The sequence below is a fragment of the Marinilactibacillus piezotolerans genome (assembly GCF_900114235.1).
GTDB lineage: Bacteria > Bacillota > Bacilli > Lactobacillales > Carnobacteriaceae_A > Marinilactibacillus > Marinilactibacillus piezotolerans.
In genome coordinates, this window is record NZ_FOSJ01000038.1 from 1 (window position 1) to 20,910 (window position 20,910).

At 37.5% G+C, this 20,910-nt stretch carries 20 protein-coding genes; 15 read left to right on the forward strand and 5 right to left on the reverse strand.

What is annotated here, in order from left to right; all coding sequences use genetic code 11:
- Positions 1–646: 646 nt before the first annotated feature.
- Positions 647–1,354: a Crp/Fnr family transcriptional regulator gene (locus BM212_RS08950; RefSeq protein ID WP_091898162.1), complete on the reverse strand. Its 708-nt coding sequence runs from the start codon at positions 1,352–1,354 to the stop codon at positions 647–649.
- 192 nt (positions 1,355–1,546) lie between these two features.
- On the opposite strand from BM212_RS08950, the gene BM212_RS08955 reads away from it, so the two are divergent.
- Genes BM212_RS08955 through BM212_RS08965 form a run of 3 tightly spaced genes read left to right on the forward strand, consistent with a single transcriptional unit; the run spans position 1,547 to position 4,461 of the window.
- A complete protein-coding gene (locus BM212_RS08955) occupies positions 1,547–2,677 on the forward strand; it encodes an acyl-CoA dehydrogenase family protein (protein WP_281244394.1) in 1,131 nt (376 codons plus the stop codon).
- A gap of 5 nt (positions 2,678–2,682) precedes the next feature.
- Positions 2,683–3,477 (forward strand): electron transfer flavoprotein subunit beta/FixA family protein, encoded by a 795-nt coding sequence (locus BM212_RS08960; RefSeq protein ID WP_091898164.1) that lies wholly within the window; start codon positions 2,683–2,685, stop codon positions 3,475–3,477.
- Positions 3,478–3,492: 15 nt separating this feature from the next.
- Positions 3,493–4,461 (forward strand): electron transfer flavoprotein subunit alpha/FixB family protein, encoded by a 969-nt coding sequence (locus tag BM212_RS08965; protein WP_091898166.1) that lies wholly within the window; start codon positions 3,493–3,495, stop codon positions 4,459–4,461.
- A 126-nt stretch (positions 4,462–4,587) separates the two neighbouring features.
- Here BM212_RS08965 and BM212_RS08970 read toward each other — a convergent pair whose 3' ends face one another.
- A complete protein-coding gene (locus BM212_RS08970) occupies positions 4,588–4,977 on the reverse strand; it encodes a hypothetical protein (protein ID WP_091898168.1) in 390 nt (129 codons plus the stop codon).
- Between the two features lie 391 nt (positions 4,978–5,368).
- Here BM212_RS08970 and purE point away from each other — a divergent pair, with 391 nt between their 5' ends.
- The 3 genes from purE to purB are packed head-to-tail and all read left to right on the forward strand — an operon-like array spanning position 5,369 to position 8,273.
- Positions 5,369–5,833 carry a 5-(carboxyamino)imidazole ribonucleotide mutase gene (purE, locus tag BM212_RS08975; protein WP_425434173.1) on the forward strand — a complete coding sequence of 155 codons (465 nt, stop codon included), beginning with the start codon at positions 5,369–5,371 and terminating at the stop codon, positions 5,831–5,833.
- On the forward strand, positions 5,817–6,944 hold the full coding sequence (gene purK / locus BM212_RS08980; protein ID WP_425434174.1) for a 5-(carboxyamino)imidazole ribonucleotide synthase: 1,128 nt from the start codon (positions 5,817–5,819) through the stop codon (positions 6,942–6,944). Before purE ends, purK begins: the two co-directional genes overlap by 17 nt.
- Before the next feature lie 33 nt (positions 6,945–6,977).
- A complete protein-coding gene (purB, locus tag BM212_RS08985) occupies positions 6,978–8,273 on the forward strand; it encodes an adenylosuccinate lyase (protein WP_091898174.1) in 1,296 nt (431 codons plus the stop codon).
- 204 nt (positions 8,274–8,477) lie between these two features.
- Here purB and BM212_RS08990 read toward each other — a convergent pair whose 3' ends face one another.
- Positions 8,478–9,731: an IS110 family RNA-guided transposase gene (locus BM212_RS08990; protein WP_091898175.1), complete on the reverse strand. Its 1,254-nt coding sequence runs from the start codon at positions 9,729–9,731 to the stop codon at positions 8,478–8,480.
- Positions 9,732–10,083: 352 nt separating this feature from the next.
- On the opposite strand from BM212_RS08990, the gene BM212_RS08995 reads away from it, so the two are divergent.
- Both BM212_RS08995 and BM212_RS09000 read left to right on the forward strand, forming a co-directional pair.
- Positions 10,084–10,503, forward strand: coding sequence for a hypothetical protein (locus BM212_RS08995; protein WP_091898176.1), 420 nt, complete (start codon positions 10,084–10,086; stop codon positions 10,501–10,503).
- Positions 10,504–10,601: 98 nt separating this feature from the next.
- Positions 10,602–11,594 (forward strand): D-2-hydroxyacid dehydrogenase, encoded by a 993-nt coding sequence (locus BM212_RS09000; RefSeq protein ID WP_091898178.1) that lies wholly within the window; start codon positions 10,602–10,604, stop codon positions 11,592–11,594.
- Positions 11,595–11,680: 86 nt separating this feature from the next.
- Here the strand turns inward: BM212_RS09000 and BM212_RS09005 are convergent, their stop codons facing one another.
- Positions 11,681–12,016, reverse strand: a complete 336-nt coding sequence (locus BM212_RS09005) for a winged helix-turn-helix transcriptional regulator (RefSeq protein WP_091898180.1) — start codon at positions 12,014–12,016, stop codon at positions 11,681–11,683.
- A gap of 410 nt (positions 12,017–12,426) precedes the next feature.
- On the opposite strand from BM212_RS09005, the gene BM212_RS09010 reads away from it, so the two are divergent.
- From BM212_RS09010 to BM212_RS09035, 6 genes are all read left to right on the forward strand, one after another.
- A complete protein-coding gene (locus BM212_RS09010) occupies positions 12,427–12,999 on the forward strand; it encodes a Dps family protein (RefSeq protein ID WP_002292150.1) in 573 nt (190 codons plus the stop codon).
- A 145-nt stretch (positions 13,000–13,144) separates the two neighbouring features.
- On the forward strand, positions 13,145–13,849 hold the full coding sequence (locus tag BM212_RS09015; RefSeq protein ID WP_002292156.1) for a Crp/Fnr family transcriptional regulator: 705 nt from the start codon (positions 13,145–13,147) through the stop codon (positions 13,847–13,849).
- 14 nt (positions 13,850–13,863) lie between these two features.
- Positions 13,864–14,016 (forward strand): hypothetical protein, encoded by a 153-nt coding sequence (locus BM212_RS12615; protein WP_177206408.1) that lies wholly within the window; start codon positions 13,864–13,866, stop codon positions 14,014–14,016.
- Positions 14,001–14,855 (forward strand): prolipoprotein diacylglyceryl transferase, encoded by an 855-nt coding sequence (lgt, locus tag BM212_RS09020; protein ID WP_003109035.1) that lies wholly within the window; start codon positions 14,001–14,003, stop codon positions 14,853–14,855. Before BM212_RS12615 ends, lgt begins: the two co-directional genes overlap by 16 nt.
- A gap of 146 nt (positions 14,856–15,001) precedes the next feature.
- Positions 15,002–15,235: a heavy-metal-associated domain-containing protein gene (locus tag BM212_RS09025; RefSeq protein WP_003125439.1), complete on the forward strand. Its 234-nt coding sequence runs from the start codon at positions 15,002–15,004 to the stop codon at positions 15,233–15,235.
- Positions 15,236–15,554: 319 nt separating this feature from the next.
- A complete protein-coding gene (locus tag BM212_RS09035) occupies positions 15,555–17,459 on the forward strand; it encodes a heavy metal translocating P-type ATPase (RefSeq protein ID WP_091898182.1) in 1,905 nt (634 codons plus the stop codon).
- Between the two features lie 333 nt (positions 17,460–17,792).
- Here the strand turns inward: BM212_RS09035 and BM212_RS09040 are convergent, their stop codons facing one another.
- Positions 17,793–19,106, reverse strand: a complete 1,314-nt coding sequence (locus BM212_RS09040; protein ID WP_091898184.1) for an IS1380 family transposase — start codon at positions 19,104–19,106, stop codon at positions 17,793–17,795.
- Positions 19,107–19,275: 169 nt separating this feature from the next.
- On the opposite strand from BM212_RS09040, the gene BM212_RS09045 reads away from it, so the two are divergent.
- The gene (locus BM212_RS09045) at positions 19,276–20,607 is read left to right on the forward strand and encodes an ISL3 family transposase (protein WP_091898186.1); all 1,332 of its coding nucleotides are present in this window, start codon (positions 19,276–19,278) and stop codon (positions 20,605–20,607) included.
- Positions 20,608–20,910 lie beyond the last annotated feature (303 nt).

Sequence of the window (20,910 nt, forward strand, 5' to 3'; positions counted from 1 at the left end):
TGCTCGTTGGAAGACATCACTAACTGAACTACGTCCTACTTTCTGTGTTTTAGCAATCATGTTTCGAGAAAAACCTTGATCTCGATACTGCATCACTAACTTCACTGGAATCTTTCTGGCCATAAAAATAGCCTCCTTCATGTATTTTTTAGAAGTTTTACCTTCTAAAATTACTATACATAAAAGAGACTAGTAAGTGGACTTGATGTGCGAATTGATTGCCTTGAAGTGCAAATTCGAGCAGATAACAGAGGAGGACTTGATTCGTGAATTGGTGGACTCGGATTGGATATTGATGGACCTGTGAGCGCGAAATAATCAGCAAGTTTAATGAATTAGAAGAAAAAGGCTATATTAAGCAAGTCACACACAAAAAAATTCGAATACAAGATGTTGATGGTTTACTATTAGTTTGAAAGTGTATAAGTTTTAAATTCAGCAATAAAGAAATAATTGCAGAACAATCTAGAGACCTTTTTTATTTATTTTATAACGAAAAAAGGTCTATTTTGAATATCTTTATCATGTTTTATTCAGTGAATGGTTAGGTGATCAATTATAGGTTTCTATGATAAAAATCACATTGAGTCAGAACAAACAGCTTTTTTTATTTTAGTTAGCCTATTAGTTTAGTTGATAACTAAAATTAAATGATACTATCAAAATTAAATAATTTAATTTTCCCATAGGCTATTTCCTTTATAATATTTTCCTTTTCTAAGCGAGCCAACTCCCGACTTAACGATTCAGAGGTAGTACCTAAATAGGAAGCGAGGTCTTTTTTAGCCATATTTAATTCAACGATTGGTTCTTCTTCAGTAGAATCAACGAGACTAATTAAAAAATGTAACAATCTATCTTTTACCGTTTCAGTAGTAGCCCATGCCGTTTGCTGCTCAGAAGTTCCCAACCTTTGAGCAAAGACTGAAAGCATTTCTATAGATATTAAAGGATATTGAATTAGTAATGCTCGAAAATCTGAATGTTTTATAGCGCAAATACAACAGTCTGTCAACGCTTCCGTAAAAGCCTCATAAGTCCCCTTTTTAAATAGTGCTAATTCTCCAGTGAATTCTCCTTGGTTTACAATACGTATCAATTGCTCTTTTCCAGTATCAGCTAGTCGATACACACGTAATCTTCCGCTATTCAATACATACAAAGAGTCAGCAGTTTGCCCGGGACTGTAGATAGTTTCGCCACGAGCGTAATGTTTATATTGAATCAATGAATGTAACTGTCCTTTTTGCTGTATTGTTAATGACTGAAATAATGGAACAGCATCAATACAATAATGTTCCATGCTTTCACATGAGGATAAATGATAATCAGATTTTATAAAGTTATTTCTCATTCTGAAATCTCCTTCTTATGAATCATTACTTATATGGGTTTTTCCTAGTTTAACAGGTTTTTATTATATAGAAAAGAAGTATAAATTTTATATACTTGATTTAAATCAAGTACATAAAATTTATTTTTATGTATAGTTACCTTGTTAATTACAAAATTGATTTGTGCATAAACGAACAAAGGAGTGTAAAAAGTGAGTATAGAACTAACACAACCACAGGTAATGTTACATCAAATGGTCACAGATTTTGCAGACAAGAAAGTGAAACCGATTGATATGCTAATAGACAAAGAAAGAGATTTTCCAGAAGAATTATGGAAAGATATAGTAAATACAGGCTTTCTAGGATTGTCTTTACCAGAAGAGTATGGGGGAGCCGGATTCGATGCTATCGCAAGCTCTCAGACTATTTATGATCTTGCTGTACGTAACGCAAGTATTGCCTTTACTTTAGAAGGTCATTATAAAACGGTTGATCAGGTATTGAAATATGCAACACCGGAATTGAAAGAAAAATATCTACCTCAAGCAACTCACCGTATCTTCGGGTTCTCTTCTACGGAACCTCAAGGTGGATCGAATGTAATGGGGCATACAGCTAATGCGGTCAAAGAGGGAGATAAATGGGTTTTAAATGGTAATAAGACAATGATTACTAATGGAGGATTAGCCGAAGTATATTGTGTATTGCTCAAAACTTCACCCAATGAACTATCTTGTTTTCTGGTTGATGAAGATATGCCCGGGTTTAAACATGGAAAGCGAGAAGAGTTTATTGGAATGAATGGCACTCCAGTAGGAGAGATATTCTTGGAAAATGTCATGGTTAGTGAAGATCACCTACTTGGAAAAATTGGACAAGGAGTAGAAATAGGAGATAATGCCCACTATGATGCACGTATTTTAATGGGAGCAATAGCAGCTGGAATTACAGAACATGCTCTAACTATAGCAGTTAATTATGCTAAACAACGTGAGGCAATAGATACTCCTATTATTCAATTACATTCTATTCAGACGAAAATTACTGAAATAGCTATTGCAAAAGAGAATGTGCAACTATTATATCAAGAAGCTGCTAAGCTAAAAGTAGCAGGGAAATCTTATGCTAAAGTAGCGACTATGGCAAAATCTTATGGAGGACGGGCTTCAGTTACTGCAGCAGATCATGCTTTACAAGTGTTAGGCGGATATGGTTACAGCCGTGAATATCCTGTAGAACATTTGATTCGTGATGCTCGTGCTTTGCAGATTGCTGAAGGATCGTTAGAAAAAATGATGATTGAAATATCTAAAGAAGTTGTTAATGAGAGAGAGGAGTAAGCTTGATGAGCTTAAAGATTGTAGTATGTATTAAACAGGTACCTGTTTCTAATAATTTAAAGATAGATCCGATTACAAAGAACTTAATACGTTCTGGTGAACAAGGAATAATGAATCCATATGACAAAAATGCTATTGAAGCAGCTTTGCGTTTGAAAGATGAATGGGGCGGAGAAATTATTTTATTGTCTATGGGACCTCAAGATTTTGAGATAACATTGCGAGAAGGGTTGGCTATGGGCTGCGATGGTGCCGTACTTTTAAGTTCGCGACAATTTGGAGGAGCAGATACCTTAGCCACAGGATATGTTTTATCGCAAGCAATCAAAAAAATTGGAAATGTAGATTTAGTATTATTTGGACGGCAGTCTGTGGATGCTGATACTAGTCAGGTAGGACCGATTGTATCGGAATTTTTAAATTGGCCACAAGTGACATTTGTTAGTGAACTGCATAGTCATAGTGGAAAAACCATAACAGCAACGAGGCTGTTAGAAAACATGCAGCAAAAAATTGAATTTCAATTACCTGCTGTGATAACTGTACGAAGAGAAATGAATGAACCACGTTATCCAACGCCCCGTAATATCCAACAAAGCTATAAGAAAGATATCCAAGTATGGGATGAGAATAACTTATCTGTTGATCCAGATAGAATTGGTGTAAAAGGATCGCCTACAATTGTCCGCAGTGTCTGGGCACCTGAAAAAGAAGCGAAATCCACAAAATATCTTAACGGTTCAGCTGATGAAGCAATACGTGAATTATTAATAGAATTAAATGCAAATAATTTACTCTAAGAAAGGTAGATGAAAATGACAGATCAGGAAATTTGGATATATGCAGAAAAACATGTAGGTATTATTCAACCTGTTACTTATCAATTAATTACAAAAGCAAAAGAAATTGCAGATGATAAAAAAGTGGTTGTTATATTATTTGAAGCTACTGATAAGAATTTAGAAAATAATATAATGGAGTATGGACCAGATGAAATTATCGTAGTAAAAGATGATCGGTTGAAAGACGCAACGGATTCTGAAATAGCTAACTTAATGGCAGAACTAACCAAGCGTCGCCAGCCGAATAGTATTCTTTTTGGAGCAACAGTTGTTGGTCGCTCAATCGCACCACGTCTACAAGCGAAGTTAGGCACTGGATTGACTTCTGATTGTTTGAATTTAGCATTTGACGATGATTTTTTAATTCAAACAAAACCATCTTATGGAGATAACATCATGTGTGAAATTATCTGCCCTGACCACCGCCCACAAATGGCTTCTGTTAGACCAAATACATTTGCTGCTAAAAAAATCAGTAACACCACTACTATAGTAACAGAAGTGAATGATTTAATGTTTAAAGAAGCAGAACGCGTAAAAATTATAGAAGAGACACCTTTACTTTCTAAAAGCGATAGTATTGCCAATGCTGATCGAGTTATTGCATTAGGGCGAGGAGCATCTGATGACAAAGTTATTAGTTTAGCAGAAGAACTTGCTAGAAAACTAGGAGCAAAAATTGGAGTTACTCGGCCTTTGACAGACCATTCTAAATTCAGTGGAGAGGATCAAATCGGACAGTCAGGAAATACAGTTACACCTAAATTGTTGATAAACGTGGGGATTCACGGGGCAGTACAATATACAACGGGGATAGAAAAATCGGAGCTTATCATTTCGATAAATAAAGATCCCAAAGCACCTATCTTCAAATATTCAGATTTTAGTTATGTGGGAGATTCGAAAGATTTTCTTGAGGGATTTCTAAAAGTTATTCAGTAATTAGTCAGTATGGAACATAAAGTGAAAATTAAACAGGATAATAAACAATTAGAAAGAATGTTTATTATCCTGTTTTGCTTATTTAAAATTGATTCTTAATAAGCATGTTCAGACTTTAACTATCATCTAAAGATATTTATCTATGAGGTTTAAGATTAACTTTGAACTAATAAATCCTAAAATAAGGGGAACAATAATTGAAGCTGCTGATGGCCAGAATTCGTTTGATTCAGTGCTATTAAAATAATCATTAAATATCCATAAACCAATAAACATAAAAGCAATACTCAAACCAATCCCGATTACATAAAAAAGAACGGTGTGCAGAAATGAAGTAGAACCTGAACTTGATCCCTTTTCATCTTTGTTATTCATGCTGCCGACATCAAAATGTCCAAAGAGACCACTATTATCAGTGTTACTATTCAAGTCACGACCTACATTAACACGGGCATGCATAGAACTGCTAATATTGCTCTCTCTAGTATGTTTATTTTGTTTATCTCTGTCGCTCATATTTATCACTACCTTTTTTAGTTAGTATACACTATAAAAAGTTAAAATTGTAATAGGATATTTGATAATGGAAATAAATTGTTTACTTATGAGCAAACTATATTGATGGAGAGTATCAATAATGTCGTTTGGTAATTTATTTAAAGTAGTGTTGCTTTACTATTTCAGTGATCATATCTACATGAATGTATTTATGTAAAAAGTAGGCTCATGGGTAATGAGCTAAATTATTTTTTATTCAAAAACGAACAATATTATTTAAAAGATGATAAAAGTTCGACTAAAGCTTTTTATATCGCCTTTTTATTGTTAAAATACAGAAGAATAGTTTGTGAAAATTAATAATCATACAATAGGGGGCATTTTTTTGATAGTAGAAGTAGCGGTAATTATGGGAAGTACTTCAGATTGGGAGACAATGAAACATGCTTGCGATATATTAGATGAATTAACTATTGAATATGAAAAAAAGGTGGTATCAGCTCACCGGACACCGGAATTAATGTTTGAATTTGCAGAATCTGCTCGAGATAGAGGGATTAAAGTGATCATTGCTGGAGCAGGAGGGGCGGCACATTTACCAGGTATGGTTGCGGCTAAGACATCATTACCTGTAATTGGCGTGCCTGTTCAATCACAAGCATTGAATGGTTTGGATTCACTTTTATCTATTGTACAAATGCCTGGAGGAGTTCCAGTCGCTACAGTAGCCATTGGAAAATCCGGTGCAATAAATGCTGGTTTACTTGCAGCTCAAATACTTGGAACAACTGACTTAAGAGTTGCACAGCGTATTGAAGATAGAAGAAAAACGCTCAAACAAAAAGTACTGGAAAGTAGTGAAGAACTTGTCTAATTTTATCGAACCAGGAAGTACAATTGGTATTATTGGTGGTGGACAACTGGGAAGAATGATGGCATTTTCAGCAAAAGAACGTGGATACAAAATAGCCGTTTTAGATCCGGCGAAAAACTGTCCAACTGCCCAAGTTGCAGATCACCATATTGAGGCCGCATATGATGATGCAGAGGCACTGGATAAATTGGCGGAAATCAGTGATGTTTTGACTTATGAATTTGAAAATGTAGATGCAGGCACGATTGAAAAAGTGATCGATCAAGTTAGAGTACCTCAAGGGACAGATTTGCTATTAGTTACTCAAAATCGATTAAAAGAAAAAGAATTTTTAAAAAAATCAGGGATTCCAGTGGCTGCCTATGCTAAAATTAGTACTATAGAAGAATTAGATATTGCAATAAATGAATTCGGGTATCCATCTGTTTTAAAAACCATTCAAGGTGGCTATGATGGTAAAGGGCAATATGTCTTAAAAGCTAAAGCCGACCTATCTGAAGCTGCTTCTTTACTTGAGAATGGGATATGTATCTTAGAAAAATGGGTCGAATTTGAAAAAGAAGTATCTATTATGGTGACTAGAAATGACAGAGGCCATATCTCAACGTTTCCTGCTTCTGAGAACATTCATCGAAATAATATTTTACTTAAAAGTGTTATACCTGCAAGAGTTTCTGAAAAAGTCCAAAATGAAGCAAGAAGGATTGCTGAAGAAATTGCTGAAAAGCTGCAGTTGGTTGGTGTTTTGGGGATAGAGTTATTTGTAACGAAGAATGATCACCTCTATGCCAATGAACTGGCTCCAAGGCCGCATAATTCGGGGCACTACTCGATAGAAGCTTGTTCAAATTCGCAATTTGATATGCACATTCGTGCCATTTGCGGTTACAGTCTGCCTAAAGTAGAGCTTTTGAAGTCTGCGATCATGGTCAATATTTTAGGTGAGCATTTAAAAAAGGCACTTGAGTTGAATGAGTCCAAACCTTCTTGGCATGTACATGACTATGGAAAAATGGATGTGAAGATTGGTCGAAAGATGGGGCATGTTACTATTTTGACTGAGAATGTAGAGGAAACTTTAAAAGAAATCAATGAAACTAAAATCTGGTAAAAATCCTGTTATAGGAAATAGAGGAGTCATAAAATGATTGAACGTTATACAAGGCCGGAAATGAAAAAATTATGGTCAGAAGAAAATCGATATAATTCATGGCTAGAAGTAGAAATTTTAGCAGATGAAGCTTGGGCAGAATTGGGAGAAATCCCTAAAGAAGATGTTGAAAAAATACGAGAAAAAGCTTCCTTTGATATTGAACGTATATTAGAAATCGAAAAAGAGACAAAACATGATGTGGTTGCTTTTACACGTGCCGTATCAGAATCGCTGGGCGAAGAGAAAAAGTGGGTCCATTATGGATTAACCAGTACGGATGTCGTAGATACAGCTTATGGGTATCAATTAAAACAAGTAAATGATATTCTGCGTAAAGATCTGCAGAACTTGCTTGAAGTCATCGGTGAGAAAGCAAAAGAACATAAATATACCGTTACAATGGGGAGAACGCATGGCGTGCACGCAGAACCAACGACATTTGGGTTGAAGCTGGCCTTATGGTATTCAGAAATGAAACGCCATATTGAGCGCTTTGAACATGCTGCTAGAGGTGTGGAAGCAGGGAAAATGAGTGGAGCTGTTGGGACATTTGCTAACATTCCTACTTTTGTAGAAAAATATGTCTGTGAAAAACTGGGAACACGCCCGCAGGAAATTTCTACACAAGTCTTACCCCGAGATTTGCATGCTGAGTATGTAAGTTCTATTGCGTTAATAGCTACCAGTATAGAAAAATTTGCTACTGAAATCAGAGGACTGCAGAAATCGGAAACCAGAGAAGTAGAAGAAGGGTTCGCGAAAGGTCAAAAAGGCTCTTCGGCAATGCCGCATAAACGCAATCCGATTGGTTCTGAGAATATGGCCGGACTGGCTCGAGTGATTCGCGGACATATGGTCGCTGCTTATGAAAATGTCAGCTTATGGCATGAACGGGATATTTCTCACTCTTCTGCAGAGCGCATTATCCTACCGGACAGTACGACTTTATTGAATTACATGCTGAATCGATTTGCGAATATCGTCCGTAATTTGACGGTGTTCCCTGAAAATATGAAACGTAATATGGATGCGACGCTTGGCTTGATCTACAGTCAGCGCGTCTTATTGAAACTGATCGATAAAGGTCTGAGCCGTGAAGCTGCTTATGATCTGGTTCAGCCACAAACAGCGATTGCCTGGGATGAGCAGAAGGCTTTCCGCCCACTGATTGAAGAAAATGAAACCATCATGTCTTATCTCTCAGCAGATGACGTAGCGGATGCATTCGATTATCACTATCATTTGAGAAACGTCGATGAAATTTTTGAACGTGTCGGCTTAGCATAATTATAAAAGCATCACTTTGTATACGCTGCAAAGTGATGCTTTCATTTATTTTATCTATTTAAAGTCTTATGGTAATAAGTCAAGATAAAGAGATTAATAGCGAGGGCAGCTTTTCAGGAAAAAGAGTATGGCAAATAAACCTACTATATATAGGGAACTTCAGTTCCTTATAGAGAGGTGCCAAAAGATTTGCGACATTCATTTTTAAGAATGCTCTATCGACCTCCTTGGGGGCGTATAGAGTTGGTGGTCTCGTAGTAATTTATCCACCAAACGCACAAATTTTCTAGCGGTCAAGGCGAGGGCTCGTTTGTGTTGATATTTTGGTACTTCCTGGAATTTTTTCTCATAGTACTCAGAATACTCAGGGAGACGACGTTTTACTGAATTGGTGGCTTCAATTAAGTAATATCGTAGGTATCGATTCCCTTGTTTAGAGAGTGGCGTTGATTCTTTTTCAAAATGACCAGACTGATTTTTCGGCCAATATAAACCAGCGTATTTAGCTAACTTAGCTTGAGAGGCAAATCGACCAATTTGACCAACTTCAGCGAGTATACCGGCGGTGTATACAGGGCCGATTCCAGGAATGCTGAGTAAACTCTTTGACTCTGGAATGACTTCTAGAATATCTACTACTGCTTTATCTAAGGCCTTTATTTCTTCCTGGTAAGTCCTGATAATACGAACTTGAGAGGCTAATACGCTGTCAATCGAGTCCTGAACCGTCTTGCTTAAACGGTAAGAGCTTCTGACGGCCTTTTGAAGCCGTTCAGCCAGGTTTTTAGGTTCTCTGAAACGCCCACGCCCTTTTTCTTGTAAAATACCTATTAACTGTTCTAGAGGCATATAACCAATTTCATCAAGCGTGTAATCCGTTGTAAAAAGCTCAATGATTGTAGCACTAAAAACAGAAGTTGAGCCGTTGTCCGACTTTAATTCACGCTGTAAAACATTACATTTCATGTATAAGATATTTAAGAAATGTTGTTTCGTACGTGTCATATCTTGGATAAGGTTAAAACGTGTACGAGTCAAAGATTGAAGAGCGATATATTGCTCTTCCTTGATTGGAGAGGTATTGAAGCGTTCAAGTCGTAAATAATCAGCGATATGAAAAGCATCAAGTCGATCGTTTTTATCTTCTGTAAAAACCTTCATGAAACGGTGGATATTACGCGGGTTTTCAACGGTTGTTTCTACGCCATGAGAACGTAATGCCTCATCTTCATGAAAAAATAAAGCAGGCAGAGAACTATATTGTCCTGTAGCTTCCATACCAATGACAACACGGCTAAACGCAAACTGCTTGATATAATCAAGCGTAAGCTCTCTGATTTCACAGGCACCTGTTAGATCATTTGAGACAGAAGTCTCTAATAAAATAGTGGATTCACTTGTTAGAAAGCACGCGTCTAAATTAGTAGAGCTCACATCTAAACCAATAAACAATTTCATGGAGAGGACCTCCTTTCTTTGAATTTGGAATATGCTTAGATACTCTGGGATACCCCTAAAAACAAATCGTATGCCTCAACCTCGCGAATGAGTACAGTATAGAAAGACTTTTGACAGCCACACCTCTAGCGCTACGACGCTAGTCGTCAAAGTCAGTCACGTACAGCTTATGCGTTTAAAGTACAGCGATTTGTTGGGATACAGACTTTAAAATGTAGATTGTCTACAAGGAGAAAAAGCAGATTCCCGGTGGACCTATTCCATGGGTCCATTATTAGGGATTATCCCAGAATATCCAAGCAAAATTAACTTAAATTTTTAACTATAAACTTATAATACGAGGAGAACTATAATGAAAGCATCGCTAGGAATAATATTGGATCAGAAAAAAGCGAAGGTCAATCAATTGCTGGAAGAAGCCGAGGCTCAATACTTTGGAATACCAGAAGCAAGGCGTACAAAAACTTTAAAATTTTACATAAATGAAAGCGAACAGGGAGAAGCTATCGTTCAAATCATGAAAGAAGTAGCGAGCTTGATCAATCCATTAGGAAAAGGGATGCTTTTTGTCTGTGAGGATTATACGAGTTATCTAAAGCAAATAGAAGCAATCAATGAAGCAGCCGCTTTTCCTTTCGAACATGACTGGGAGGAGTCTTGGAATCACCGGGCGCATGCATTATATATTACAGTTGTGAAAGATTACGTGGTGACTTTTGATACTTCAGAAGCTTACGACTTACACGAAGTAGATGCTATATTAAAAGGATAGAATATGTAGGTTGCATAAGGCAGAAACGGCTCTGTATTGTGTCAGATTCTCATCAATGCTAGACTGGAAATAATTTTAAACGAGGGTGGCATGGTTAAATGAAGTTGATGATGTTCAGTATAAGAGAAGACGAAAGACCGGCTTTGAAAGCGTGGGAAGAGCGAAATGGAGTGGAAGTGACACCGGTAACTGATCCTTTAACTTCTGAAAATGTTCAATTAGCAGAAGGTTATGATGGCATCTGTATTCAGCAGCGCGTGGATCTTACAGAAGAAACAATCTATGAGCAGTTGGAACAATTCGGGATTAAACAGATTGCTTTGAGGACTGCTGGTTATGACATTATTGATTTAGCGTTGGCAAAAAAACACCATCTTAAAATTACCAATGTTCCGGCCTATTCACCAACATCTGTTGCGGAACTTGTGGTGATGCAGGCGCTGCGCCTGATTCGAAACAATCCTATCTTGGAAGAGAACCAGTCTCGCGGCGATTTCCGCTGGGTCGGCTTGATTGCAAAGGAAATCAATACATTGACTGTCGGGATTATCGGAGCTGGAAAGATCGGCGGCACGGCGGCTAGGCTATTCCATGCTCTAGGAGCAACGGTGATAGCTTACGATCCAGTGCAGAGAACAGAAATGCAGGACATTTTAACATATGAACCGTCACAAAAAGCAGTGCTTGAAAAAGCGGACATTGTCAGTCTCCATGTGCCCTTAGATGAAACAACGACACATTTAATAGATGAAGCAGCATTGAATCAGATGAAATCTGACGCTTATATCATCAATGCAGCGCGCGGTCCTGTTGTGGATGTACCAGCATTGATCCAGGCATTGGAACAGAATAAAATTGCGGGTGCAGCCTTGGATACCTTGCCAAACGAGCAGCATTTCTTCAATCATGATCTATCCGGAAAAGACCTGTCGGATGAAAACCTAAAGAAATTAATGAACATGAATAATGTATTGATCACACCGCATATCGGATTTTATACGACTGTTGCTGTTCAAAATATGGTCGACAGTGCACTGGGAAGTGCGATGGACATTATTCAGTCCGGCCAGAGCGATAACGAAGTAAGTTAATAAATGAGGCTGCTTTGCTTTAGCAGAGCAGCCTGTATGAATAAATAAAAGAATAAATAAATAAGATTTTTAATAAAAAAATCTGTTCATAAAATTATATTATTTTCCTCCGCATATGATTCAGTCCAATCACATAACCTATTTATGATTGGAATCAGGCTCTTATCATAAGAAGTTAATGAGTATTCTACTTTAGGAGGTACAGTTGGATAAACTTTTCTAGAAATAATATGATTAATTTCTAATTCTTTCAACTGCTCCGTAAGTATTTTTTGTGTAATTGTTGGTATTAAACGTCTAAGTTCGGTAAATCTTTTTGTGTTATCTATTAAATACCAAAGAATGATTAATTTCCATTTTCCACCTATCAAGTCTATAGTAAGCCCCAAAGAACATATATAACTATTTTTAATTTTTCCCATTTCTTCCTCGATAAAGTTATTCGTCTAGGTTTATCTTATTAATGCTCTTTCTCACTAGTGTTACATGCAACACTAGTGAGAAAGAGCATTAAATAAACTGCAAGGCAAGACATTTGGTAATTGAAGAATAACAAGCAAAAAAATAGCAGTAAGGTCTCTTGACAAAGTATAGTTGCTATTCTTTTTTTAGGCCCTACTTTAATGAAATTTTTGTTTGGAGGGAACGACTTCATTCCTTTGATTATTTCAGTTGAATTTAATAGAGAAGCCTGGCGTCTATAAAGAAATACTTTTCTTGATGAGCGTCAATTTTTTTAACGGAAATCTATCCTATACTAAATTCAGTAAAGAAAAAGGAGGAATCAAAGAAAGCTATTTTAAACAAACCAAAATTATAGGAGGAATAAATCATGACTGAAAATAAAGCTACTCAAGAAAGAACACCCCAAGAAAGATTGCAAGAAGAACAAGAACACAAGGAACATGTTCATCATACGAAAATTAATGCAGCGGCCATTGCGGATCATCTTTTAGGCAACATGCATACATTACATGTGAAACTGCACCAATATCACTGGTATGTAAAAGGAGCCAATTTCTTTACGTTGCATGAAAAATTTGAAGAGTTGTATAACGAAAATGAAAAATGGTTCGACAAACTTGCGGAGCGTCTAATTACTTCTGGGCATAAACCTGCTTCGACAACGGTTGAATTTGAAAAATATTCGATGCTTTCGGAAGATGCAGTTAATAAATACGCTAAAGCAGAAGACATGGTTGAAAATATTATCGAGGACTTCAGAAGCACTCGTGACCTAACTATTCGCGCGATTCGTTTAGCTCAAGACGAGGGTGACGATGCTTTAGAAGATACATTGATTGCTTTTAAAAATGACTTAGACAAGAACATTTGGATGCTGCAAGCGTTCATTGGTAAAGAAGCATTAGAAGATGATGACGCTCTTGATGAGGATGAAGATTAAGGTAAAAGTAGAAGCTGATTTAGGGATTGGAATTCTTTCCAGTCCTTTTTTCATTTTCTTGATGTGCATCAATTTTTTTTGTAGTAAGAGACTTATATAATAAAAGCAGCGAATATAAACAAAATAAATAAAGGGGGAGAATGAATTGACTAAACATACCCATCATGAAATTGGTGACCACGCAGCCTGTATCCGCTTGGTTCCAATATTCAATCACTTAGAGGATAGCGCGATGAATTACATTGCTGAAAAAGCCCACACGAAACAGTATCAAAAAGGAGAGTTTCTGTTTCGTTCACAAGAAAAAGAGGATACTTTATATATTATCAATCGTGGGAAAATCCGTATTTATCGATTGGCAGACTCTGGCAAAGAGCAGCTAGTGCGGATCTTGAACCCTGGTGATTTCACCGGAGAATGGACCTTGTTCAACCCGGATGCAGTACACGAGGAATATGCCGAAGCAACCCGAGATACCGTTGTCTGTATGATTCAGCAAAAAGATGTCCAAGATTTTCTGGAACAATACCCAGCTATTTCTTTAAAACTATTGGCGGAAATGTCTAAACGGTTAGAAAGTTCAGAACGTCAAACGACACAAGTAGCCGTGGAGAGTGTCATTACCCGTTTAGTTTTGTTTTTGGCAGAAAATGTGGAACCTGAAATGGGCAACTCTCCCACCATCACCCTGCCGATGGCAAAAAAGGACATTGCTTCCTATTTAGGAACGACACCTGAGACCATCAGTCGCAAATTTGGAGAATTGGAGGACGAGGGATTGATTCAACAGCTGTCTGGGAAAAGGATCAAGATTCAGGATTTAGATGATTTATTGCTTTACAGCGAATAATCGGACACGGAAAAGTGGCGTATTACGAAGCGAGTGACCAGGGAGCTAAAAGTGAATTCACTGTTTGGTTTCCATGGAGCTTAGCCGGAATCTTGTTCAGCATCACCATGACTAGAATGACGCGAAAAATTGAAGAAATGGATCAAATAGAATGGAATTCGTATTAGGCGTTTTGAATCCCCATGCGGTGGAGATTGGTTCTGTTGTGATTCATTGGTATGGAGTCATTATTGCAGCGGGCATATTAGCGGCTCTCCAGTTGAGCACCAAGGAAGCAAAGAAAAAAGGACTGGAAGAGGATACTATTATCGATATGGCCTTATGGGCAATTCCGATTGGACTTCTCGGAGCTCGGCTTTATTATGTGTTATTTGAACTTGGTTATTATCTGCAAAATCCAGGACAAATCCTTGCGATTTGGAATGGCGGCATTGCGATTTATGGGGGATTGATTGCAGGAGGGGGTACGCTATATTGGTATGCAAAGAAAAAAGGTACTTCTTTGGCACTCGTTCTTGATATTTTAGCGCCCAATGTATTGTTAGCCCAGTCCATTGGTCGTTGGGGCAATTTTATGAATCAGGAAGCTCATGGTGGACCGGTTACTCGTCAATTCTTGGAAAATCTTTATTTACCTGAATTTATCATTGAACAAATGAATATCAATGGTACCTACTACCATCCGACTTTTTTATACGAGTCATTGTGGAGTTTGTTGGGCTTTGTCCTCATCGTCACTATACGGAACCGAAAACAGCTTTTGCGTCAAGGAGAAGTCGCTTTGAGTTACGTTTTGTGGTACTCAGTGGGTCGGTTCTTCATTGAAGGTATGCGAACGGACAGTTTATGGATTGGCGAGTGGATCCGCGTTTCGCAAGCCTTGTCTCTGGCCCTGTTTATTGGCGCGATTGTAGTATGGTTTATACGCAGACAAGACTATCCACCAATTTCTTATTATTCTGATGGCAATAAGGGGCAGAAAAAGACTATTAAGATGGTGAATTGAGCAAAAAGATAAAAAGAAGTACAAAACTTGATATGCGTCAATTTTCGTTTGCTAAAAGTGAGCTATACTACAGTTGTAAAGAGGAAAAGGCAGTGTTCATTAATCTGCTGCCGATAAAATAAAAACACATAAAGGAGATAGGAATTGTGGAAAAAGCTATATTGCAATTAGAAACGTTGTCTTGTCCAAGTTGTATGCAAAAAATTGAAGGTGCCTTGAAATCAGTTAACGGTATTGATAAAGACAGCATTAAAGTATTATTCAACTCCAGCAAAGTCAAAACCAATTTTGATTCAGCTGTCACTTCGATTGAAGAGATTCAAAAAGCTATCGAAAACGTAGGCTATCCGGTCCTTAAAGCAAAAGTCAAGGCCGCTTAACAGATTAAATGAACTAGGCAATTCTGGAAGAAAAGCTATTTTTCCGGGATTGCTTTTTTGTTGCAATCCGATTCGAGGTGCTTAGAAACGATAAAAGAGAACTTTCTAAACTTGATAGCCGTCAATTTTTATTCGATAAAAAGAGGGTATCGTTATAACTGTAAAGAGGAATAAGTGTCATTGAGGCTGTTAGATCAAAAAAATAGTGAAAAGGGACACGTATTTTTTCAAAGCTTGATGTCAGTCAATTAATTACTTAGGCAATTATCTTATACTGTGTTTATCAATAAAAGAGAAATTAAATTTGGAGGGAAAAAGCATGCAACAATATATATTAAGCAAGAAAAATGTTATCACCGTCATCAGTGGATTGTTAATCGCACTCGGTTTCTTCAGTCACTTTGTTTTAGAAAACGTAGGACTTTCAGAGTGGTCTTTGATCATCGCCTCTGTCTTTGGGATTACGCCAATTGCCATTCAAGCGTTTCAAGCAATGAAAGTCAAAATCATCAGTATTGATGTCTTAGTCAGTATTGCAGCGATTGGTGCGCTTTTTATTCAAAATTATGAAGAATCGGCTATTGTCACGTTCTTATTCTTATTCGGACACTACTTGGAACAACGAACATTGAACCAAACGCGATCTGCTATCAAAGAATTGACTGAAATGGCACCCGAAAGCGCCTTGAAACAAATGGATAATGGCGAATTTGAAGAAGTAGAAGTGGATGATGTGGATGAAGGGGATATCTTGCTCGTTAAAACGGGTGCGAAAGTTCCAGTAGATGGCACAGTCCTTACGGGTGAAGGGCATATCAATGAAGCTAGCATTACAGGTGAAGCTGTTCCGGTCAACAAGCTAGCTGATGCAGAAGTTTTTGCAGGAACCATTTTAGAAAACGGAACGATTCAAATCAGAGCTGACCGAGTTGGTGAGGACACCACATTTGGAAAAATTATTGAACTCGTGGAAGAAGCACAAGATTCTAAATCCGAAGCGGAACGGTTCATTGATCGCTTTTCTAAATACTACACACCAGCTGTCTTGGTTCTGGCAATTGTTGTATGGGCGTTCAGTCAAAATATTGAGTTAGCAATCACCATCTTGGTTCTAGGTTGCCCAGGCGCATTAGTTATCGGAGTGCCTGTCTCAAACGTTGCCGGTATTGGGAATGGTGCTCGTAACGGTGTTCTTTTAAAAGGGAGTGAAGTCATTCAAGACTTCAGCAATGTGGATACAATTGTATTTGATAAGACAGGTACTTTAACTGTCGGAAACCCAACCGTTGCAGCGACTGAACTGTATGAAAAAGATTCTGCTGAAACGCTTGGCTATCTGGCCAGTGTGGAACGGGAATCAGATCATCCATTAGCAAAAGCGGTCTTAAATCAAATTGGAGAAACAAACTTTTATCCTGTTGAAGGAACTGAAGTCGTGAAAGGCGGCGGAATCGTTTCAAGTGTAGCTGGACATAGAGTGGCTGTTGGGAATGTGGCCTTGATGGAAAAAGAAAATGTCACTCTCAGCAAAAAAGTGCAAAAAGATGTCAAACGGTTTGAACAACAAGGGAACTCTCTCGTTTTGACAGCGGTCGACGGTGAATTAAAAGTACTGATGGGCATCCGCGATCAAGTCCGTCCGGGTGTGAAAGCTAATTTGCAGGAATTAAAAGACTTGGGCGTGAAAAATCTAGTCGTTCTTTCAGGAGATAACCAAGGAACCGTTGATGTGGTCGCCGGCGAACTTGGTTTGACCGAAGCTCACGGCCACATGTTGCCGGAAGACAAATCGGCTTATATCGGAAAACTTCAACAACGTGGTCAAATTGTAGCCTTTGTTGGAGATGGCGTTAACGATAGTCCGTCCTTAGCTTTAGCAGACATTGGCATCGCAATGGGAAGCGGAACGGACGTAGCGATTGAAACATCCGATGTCGTTTTAATGAACTCGAACTTCAGCAACTTGCCTCACGCATTAGGATTAGTAAAAGCCACCGCAAATAATATGAAACAAAATATCGCGATTTCAATTGGAGTAGTGTTGGTCTTGTTGACCAGCGTCTTCTTCAGCGAATGGATGAATATGTCTATTGGAATGTTGGTTCATGAAGGTAGTATCTTGGTGGTAATTTTCAATGCCATGAGATTAATGAAGTATAAGTTGAAAGGTCGAAAAGAACAAAAAGAAGTATCAGTACCTGCAGAAAAAGTAAAAATATCTTAAGAATAAATTAGAAGAGGCTGGGACAATAGTCCATCCTTGAAATGAAAAAAGCGGAAACTCCCAGATTTAAAATTCGGGTAGTTTCCGCTTTTTTGAGTTCTTGAAAAAAAATAAGAGTATAGAGTACCTGAATAATTCATACTTTTTATAAACTACCAAATTTTATAATTATCTGTTTAGTTTTATGCTCAATGGCTCTTTTTCTCAAAAATATTCTTCTAAAGGGTTTAATTTATTTTTGCTAACTGATTAAGTTCAAGAAAGACCTCATTTTGGGCGCACTCATCCTATCGGATGGTTAACGAATTTTTTTGAATGGCGCAATAAAAGCAACTAACACTGCAGTACCTGAATGTTTTGTAGAATCCGATAAAATAGCTTCTGGTAAACATGGTAACTACTTAATTTCAAGTATTGTCTTCTTCCGGAATGAACTATCTTTCCAGCAATTTTAAAGAGAAATAAGCGAATAGTAGAAACCTGATACCCTTTCGTTTCATTGGTAAAACACAATGTTCGCATGAAGTTCACGATATTGTAAGCCAATAGGCTTACGATCATACGAGCATGATTTTCTATAAAACGTGGGCTATCTGTTTTATCCAAGTAAAAGCCGTTTTTTGCTTCCTTAATGTAATTTTCCATCGTTCCTCTTTTTGAATACGTTTGGAAAACCATTTCTGGAGAGACGTCTTTTGAAAAATTGGTAATGATGAATTCATGTCTAAAAAGCAATTCACTAGCTTCTCTGGTTGATTTTATGCAGATCCTTCTGGATTTTCCCCACGACTTTGCTTGATAAGTGGCGTTATAGTAATGAACTTCTTTCTTACTCCAATCGTGATGATCCTTAATGGTAACGAATTGCTCAGCGATTCTGTACAGATTACGATTGGATTTCAAACGGATAGTATACAAACTATCGTACTCTTCACAAAGTTCATACAAATCAGGCATTGCGAATCCACTATCTGCACGTACCATAATAGTGCTTACTGGTGTCACAGAGTGATAATGCTCAAATAATGGACGAGTAAATGCTGCGACGCCTTTTGAGGTGTAGACATTTCCAGAACGAAGTTCTGCTTTAAGAACGTCTCCGGTAAGGCCATCAAAGGCAACGAGTGGATGATAACCGGTTGTCTGGTAATGCGCATTATAATCGGTCATTTCTTGGTTTCCAAAGGTATCACTGTGAGTAGAATCTAAATCGAAAATCATTTCGTTCGTATTTCGAATCGTACGTGCTTTATCAATCAAAATCTGGTTAACCTTTTGTAGCTGGACGATATTTTCTGTTGACATCCGATCCCAAAAGCGAGAAATGGATGACTGTGAAGCCAACCGCTTTTTGCTTAAAACACCTTGAAAGATAGGATCCGTTGCTAATATATTGGCTGAAGAATCTGTAGGATAGCCTGCAATCAACTGCAAGATGATTTGTTCCAGAATAGATTCATTTTCATGAACATGATACAGTCGGTCATCTTGAATCTGGATGTTTTTACATAAGATTTGGCTAAACTCAAATTTGTTCATGAATTCTTTTGCTAATATTAAGCCGGAATCTGAGGACAAATTTCCACCAGAGTGAGATACTGTAACATTTGAATTGAAAAGTAGACGATTTTCGTGTAAAGTTGCCATTGAGAGAACCCCTTTCTTTGGTTAGGTTTAGTCCCTTTAACCGGTTCTATAATAAATGACGTTGGTGAGAAATCACCAACGTCATTTTCTTCTTTTTAATTAGAAAACAAGTGAGTTCTCCTGTAGAATAATAGTCGACGAAAACCAAATATCCATAGGAGGAACTCACTTGCCTACATCAAATGATATGCAAAATGTACTAGATATTCAAGACAAAAATATGATTTTCGAAGATAACTGCGTGTCTTACGGCATACATAAACAAAAGAAATGTAAATTTATAGACTGTACATTGACTTATATTCCTACGGAATGTAAGAAATGTCAGGAACCAAATAGGGACTTCTCTATCTATAAAAATGGTACTCAAACTTCTAGAATCACTTTTCCAATGTCTGGTATTTACCCAACCTATCTTAGAGTGAAAAAGCAGCGGTTCAAGTGTACGTCTTGTGAAGCAACATTTACTGCGGAAACACCGATTGTAAAAGAGGCGTGTTTTATCTCTAATTTTATCAAAGCAGAAATACTGGCGAAGTCAGCTGATGCTCGTTCGATCAAGAGCTTGGCAGAAGAGACGAATGTCTCTTCCACAACGATTCAAAGAATCATCAATGAACAAGCGAAGTATTATCAACCTTACTACCAATCATTGCCGGAGAACTTGTCTTTTGATGAGTTTAAGTATGGTGATGGACAAATGGCTTTTGAGTATATCGATGTCGTAACGGGCACGATACTAGATATCTTAGAAAGCAAAAATACTCGGACAATCAAAAATCACTTCTGTTCTCGATACAGCCAGAATCAGAGAAATAAAGTCAAAACAATAACGACAGACATGAATGCCAGTTACGTCAGCTTCATCCCAGAATTGTTTCCGAACGCTGATATCATTATTGATCGATTTCATATCGTTCAGCTCGTGAACCGAGCGATGAACAAAACACGCGTAAAAGTCATGAATCGACTTCGAACATCTAATGGAGAAGATCAGAAAAAGTACAGACGCTTAAAACACTTCTGGAAGAAACTACTGAAGAAAGAGTCTGAGTTATCTTATACCACCTATCAATACTTTCCCATGTTCGGACAGCGTCTGGAATCAGCAATCGTTTCTGAGATGTTGGCGTACGATCCAGAGTTGAAAGCAGCTTATACCGTGTATCAAGCCATTCTTAAAACCGTCGAAAACAATGACTCAAAACAATTAAGAACTATTTTAGACCAACCAGCTTCTCCCGAACTGTCTGAATACATGAAAACTAGTTTAAAGACGTTGAGCGCTCATTTCCCTCATATCCAAAATACCTTCTATTATCCTTATAACAATGGAAAGGTAGAGGGGATCAATAACAAAATCAAGGTATTAAACCGAGTCGCCTATGGCTACGGGAACTTTATTCACTATAAAAATCGCATTATCCTGCACTTCAATTTAAAACCAATCAGAAATAAAATCAAAACGATAGAAAAAGAAAGAGAACGTACAGCAGCGTAAGCTCGTTGTACGTCCTCTTCCAAAATTTATTACCGTTTGACTTTATTCTCTACCAACGTTATTTCCTAGGTGCAGTCAAGTCATAACTCTTATTAATTTATATCTGTATCAAGTTGACACCTATTAAGTTACCTTTTTACATACTAAATAAACCTAGCGGTTATGCTTTTTTTTTACAAGCTAGGCATGTATACTATTAATATAAAGATTAGCTATGTGGGGACTTAGCATAATCATATAACTCATTTTTATTAACTAAATAATGAGTAACTTTTAACAGCTTGTTCATGCAAGCTATTACAG

What these genes read in the sequence shown, in the direction of transcription:
- BM212_RS08950 (WP_091898162.1), bottom strand. Translation starts at nt 1,354, where the DNA reads ATGAGAAATAACTTTATAAAATCTGATTATCATTTATCCTCATGTGAA.
- BM212_RS08960 (WP_091898164.1), top strand. Translation starts at nt 2,683, where the DNA reads ATGAGCTTAAAGATTGTAGTATGTATTAAACAGGTACCTGTTTCTAAT.
- BM212_RS08965 (WP_091898166.1), top strand. Translation starts at nt 3,493, where the DNA reads ATGACAGATCAGGAAATTTGGATATATGCAGAAAAACATGTAGGTATT.
- BM212_RS08970 (WP_091898168.1), bottom strand. Translation starts at nt 4,977, where the DNA reads ATGAGCGACAGAGATAAACAAAATAAACATACTAGAGAGAGCAATATT.
- purE (WP_425434173.1), top strand. Translation starts at nt 5,369, where the DNA reads ATGGGAAGTACTTCAGATTGGGAGACAATGAAACATGCTTGCGATATA.
- purB (WP_091898174.1), top strand. Translation starts at nt 6,978, where the DNA reads ATGATTGAACGTTATACAAGGCCGGAAATGAAAAAATTATGGTCAGAA.
- BM212_RS08990 (WP_091898175.1), bottom strand. Translation starts at nt 9,731, where the DNA reads ATGAAATTGTTTATTGGTTTAGATGTGAGCTCTACTAATTTAGACGCG.
- BM212_RS08995 (WP_091898176.1), top strand. Translation starts at nt 10,084, where the DNA reads ATGAAAGCATCGCTAGGAATAATATTGGATCAGAAAAAAGCGAAGGTC.
- BM212_RS09000 (WP_091898178.1), top strand. Translation starts at nt 10,602, where the DNA reads ATGAAGTTGATGATGTTCAGTATAAGAGAAGACGAAAGACCGGCTTTG.
- BM212_RS09005 (WP_091898180.1), bottom strand. Translation starts at nt 12,016, where the DNA reads ATGGGAAAAATTAAAAATAGTTATATATGTTCTTTGGGGCTTACTATA.
- BM212_RS09010 (WP_002292150.1), top strand. Translation starts at nt 12,427, where the DNA reads ATGACTGAAAATAAAGCTACTCAAGAAAGAACACCCCAAGAAAGATTG.
- lgt (WP_003109035.1), top strand. Translation starts at nt 14,001, where the DNA reads ATGGAATTCGTATTAGGCGTTTTGAATCCCCATGCGGTGGAGATTGGT.
- BM212_RS09035 (WP_091898182.1), top strand. Translation starts at nt 15,555, where the DNA reads ATGCAACAATATATATTAAGCAAGAAAAATGTTATCACCGTCATCAGT.
- BM212_RS09040 (WP_091898184.1), bottom strand. Translation starts at nt 19,106, where the DNA reads ATGGCAACTTTACACGAAAATCGTCTACTTTTCAATTCAAATGTTACA.